We start from the raw sequence: 3,676 nt of genomic DNA, 5'->3' as shown, positions 1-3,676 counted from the left end.
GCCAATAACGCTGTTGCACAAGGTTGTAGCCATCGAACCAGTAGAACCCCGCAACGGCAAAAGCGACTGCCACCGCCACTGCGGCCAGCACAGCCGGGCCGAGTGCCTGCAGGGCCGCCCTGAAGTTGGCCTGTGCGTGGCGGGAGCCAACCAGTACTGCCAATGCCGGAAGCCCCATCAACATGAGGCCGAAATAGAGGAAAACTCCCCAGCCGAGCAGCAGACCCGCGCCGGCTGCGGCGAGCGCGGGGAACTCCACCGTACGGTGTACCGCCAGCGCCAACAGCGCGATACCCCATGCCGCGACCCCGGCGAAGTATCCGTCCGCGGAGACCGCGACCCAGATCGCCGTGGGCGCTACCGCGACGAACGGGGCTGCCCGTCGCGCCGTAGCCTCGTCGGCCAGCGCGCGGACGGCGATCACTATGGCCGCCGCCGCGCTGGACCCGACCAGCAAGCACAGCAGCCCGGCCCAGGCACCGCCGTGCAGGCCGATCCGGTCCAGCCACACGAACGTCAGCAGCGCACCCGGCGGATGCCCCGACACATGCGTGGTCCAGGAGCTGGGCTGGAAGTCGAGGATGCGACTGGCGAACATGCGCAGCGTTGCTGGGATGTCGGTGACGCCGGGCACTTCCCACAGATACTCATCCCTGGTGGTTAACCGGCCGGCGAAGCCTCGCTGCCAGCCGTCGATCATGGCCAGCGAAAAGGCCCAGCTGCAGGCGGTGGCCCAGGTGCCCAGCGTCAGCACTCGCCACGAAAGACGTTGTGCCACGGTTGGCCCCCACGCCACGGCGGCTACCGCAATGAGAATCGCCGGCACGATTCCCCAGCAGGCATGGACGTCCCAATAGCCGAAGATCGGTGCGGCGCCGGCGTGCATGGCAAACCGCTCCAGCCCGGTGTCTCGCCGCGGATTGATGCCCCAGTGCAATCGCGGCAGCATGAACGCGGCCGCGACCAGGACGACCGCGGCTGCCACGGACAATGCCTCTCGGCGACCGATCTTCACGATCGGTCAGCCTATTGACCGGACCTGTCGAACCGGCGCACCAACGCGGTGCGGTCGACCTTTCCAATGCCACGTCGTGGTAGTGCGTCGACGATGTGCAGCTCGCGTGGTGCGGCCGCGGCGTCCAGCCTGCGGGTGACAAGGGCGCGCAGCATGTCCAGCGTCGGCGGTGCGCAACCGTCGGTCAGTACCACCGCGGCGACTACCCGTTGACCTAGGCGGTCGTCGGCAAGTCCGAAGACCGCACAGTCGCTGACCGCGGGGTGGGTGCACAGCGCGGCCTCGACCGGCCCTGGCAGCACGGTCAACCCGCCGGTGCTGATCGCGTCGTCGGCCCGACCCAGCACTGTCAGCACGCCCGCGCCATCGATAGTGCCGAGATCGTCGGTGTGGAACCAGCCCGGTTCGGCGAACGGGTCGGGCGTGACCGGATTGCGATAGCCCTTGGCCAGCGTCGCGCCACCGATCATGATGTGGCCATTGACCAGCACGCGTAGCCGCACGCCGTCCAGCGGGACACTGTCATACACGCAACCTCCCGCAGTCTCGCTCATTCCGTAGGTGCGGACCACCACGATGCCGGCCGCTGTCGCGGCGTCCAGGATCGGCCGGGGAGCTGGTCCGCCACCAATGAGGACGGCATCCAATTCGGCGAGCGCGGCCGTGGCCGCCGAGTCGGTGAGCGCCTTGGCTAGCTGCGCAGCGACCAGTGACGTGTATCGCCGGCCTGGGCTCAATCGGCCCACCGCGTCCGGCAGTTCGGCGATGTCAAACCCGGCAGAGACATCCAGCTCGACGGGCACCGAACCGGCCAGCGCGCTGCGCACCAGCACCTGCAGCCCGGCGATGTGATACGGCGGCAACGCCAGCAGCCAGCTGCCCGGACCGCCAAGACGGTCGTGGGTGGCCGACGCGCTGGCAGTCAAGGCGGCGGCGGTCAGTAAGGCGCCCTTGGGCGCACCTGTCGTTCCCGACGTGGTGGCCACCAGAGCCACATCGTCGTCGATCTCTTCGCCCACTCGTAAGCCCACGCGCAAAGCACGCAGCGCGGCGGTGGGTTCATGCTGGGCCGGCACCACCACCATCGCGGGATCGCGGCCATCCAGGATCCGTTCCAGCGTGGGCAGCAGCAACGGGGCTGCGGATCCGGACGTGACGCTAAGCGAGCGCAGGACGGCTATGCGGGCTCTCCGTTGTCGCGCGCGTCATCGAGCGGCCAGCCCTTGGCGGCCAACCGTGTCCGCACCCGTTCGATGTCCTGCGGTGACGGCAGCTCGTCGGTGAGCTGGCTGATCAGCACACCGATGTCGATCTTGTCGAACTCGCCGCGCCGGATCACCTCTCTGGCGACGAGTTTCACCTCGTCGTTGGTCAGTCGGCGGGCGAGCAGCGCGAGAACCGCGAAGGTATCGGTCGCTGGGATGCCTTCCGGATACCCCGCGCGCAGCCACGAGACGATTGAAGTCAGGAATCGGTTCACTATGCTGCAATTCTGCGCAGTCGGTGCAACTAGGGCTTAGTTCCCAGGAACGGGTAATGGGTGTGATGCGCGATGAAGTCTTTGGCGATGTAGAGCACCCCGAGGATGACCACCGTAAGAACCACCGCGTAGATCACCCAAGCGAGTGTAACGAGGATCGGCTTGCGGCGTGGGGCGGCGCCGCTGGTGCTGACGTCTGCAGCGCCGTCGGCGTGCAGCCGGATCCCGAGCGCGAACAGCCCCGGCAGTGCCGCACCGGCCAGCATGCTGAAGAGCAGGATCTTGAGGGTGGCCTCGTAGTTGAACCAGGCGCTCATGAGGCGTTCCTTACGCCAACCGTGTGGTGACCGGAGCGGTATCGAGGCAGGGTGGCAGTCAATTTAGGGCCCATATTGGAGGGGGGCTGGTGGTTGTCCGAACCGTCGAGCCCAGCGGTCAGGCTGCCTTCCCAATTGTCGTTGACGTTTTTGTGGTCGACCTTGACCTTGCGTGACCGGATGTAGATGGCCACAGAGACCGCGACCAACAGCGAGAACCCGATGATCGCGCCGGGATAACCACCGATGAGATGCACGATCCAGTAGGTGACTGCTCCCACCGAACCAGCCAACGGAAGCGTGACCAGCCACGCGGTTGCCATCCGGCCAGCCACGCCCCACCGGACCTCGCCGCCGGGTTTGCCCAACCCGCTGCCCAGCACCGAACCGGTGCAGACTTGGGTCGTGGACAGCGCGTAGCCAAAGTGGGCGGACAACAGAATGACCGCGGCTGAGGACGATTCGGCGGCCATGCCTTGCGGCGACTTGATCTCCACCAGCCCCTTGCCCAAGGTGCGGATGATTCGCCAGCCGCCCAAGTAGGTACCCGCGGCCATGGCTATCGCGCAACACACGATGACCCACAGCGGCGGCATGGAGGCGGTCTTGCTCACTGCTCCGTAGGACATCAGCGCCAGGAAGATCACGCCCATCGTCTTCTGCGCGTCATTGGTCCCGTGTGCCAGCGAAACCAGCGACGCCGAGCCGATCTGGCCGCGTCGGAACCCGGTCTCGGTGCGCATGGCCGGAACACCGCGGGTGATCGCGTAGACCAACCAGGTGGCTACCGCCCCAACAACGATGGCCAGCAACGCGGCAATGATGGCCGGGATGATCACCTTGGAGATGACGCCGCTCCAGATC

Annotated in this window: 5 protein-coding genes; all 5 read right to left on the bottom strand. The window is 66.7% G+C overall.

What is annotated here, in order from left to right:
• Positions 1 to 1,015: hypothetical protein (locus tag AC2VOU_RS17625; protein ID WP_486958530.1), on the bottom strand; the 1,015-nt coding region annotated here is incomplete at its 3' end.
• Between the two features lie 11 nt (positions 1,016 to 1,026).
• Positions 1,027 to 2,124: an o-succinylbenzoate--CoA ligase gene (gene menE, locus AC2VOU_RS17620; protein ID WP_486958531.1), complete on the bottom strand. Its 1,098-nt coding sequence runs from the start codon at positions 2,122 to 2,124 to the stop codon at positions 1,027 to 1,029.
• 68 nt (positions 2,125 to 2,192) lie between these two features.
• A complete protein-coding gene (locus tag AC2VOU_RS17615) occupies positions 2,193 to 2,495 on the bottom strand; it encodes a DUF3349 domain-containing protein (protein ID WP_047313608.1) in 303 nt (100 codons plus the stop codon).
• A gap of 29 nt (positions 2,496 to 2,524) precedes the next feature.
• Positions 2,525 to 2,812 (bottom strand): hypothetical protein, encoded by a 288-nt coding sequence (locus AC2VOU_RS17610; RefSeq protein ID WP_047313607.1) that lies wholly within the window; start codon positions 2,810 to 2,812, stop codon positions 2,525 to 2,527.
• Positions 2,809 to 3,676, bottom strand: an 868-nt coding sequence (locus AC2VOU_RS17605) for an inorganic phosphate transporter (protein ID WP_486958529.1), incomplete at its 5' end; no start/stop codon positions are given. The genes AC2VOU_RS17610 and AC2VOU_RS17605, both read right to left, overlap by 4 nt.

This window comes from Mycobacterium sp. TH-M25 (assembly GCF_057473665.1).
Note: the sequence above shows the minus strand (reverse complement) of the source record. Positions and strands in the feature narration are given on the sequence as shown.

Bases quoted from the DNA above. Each gene is read 5' to 3' on its own strand.
- AC2VOU_RS17610 (WP_047313607.1), bottom strand. From the start codon at position 2,812: ATGAGCGCCTGGTTCAACTACGAGGCCACCCTCAAGATCCTGCTCTTC.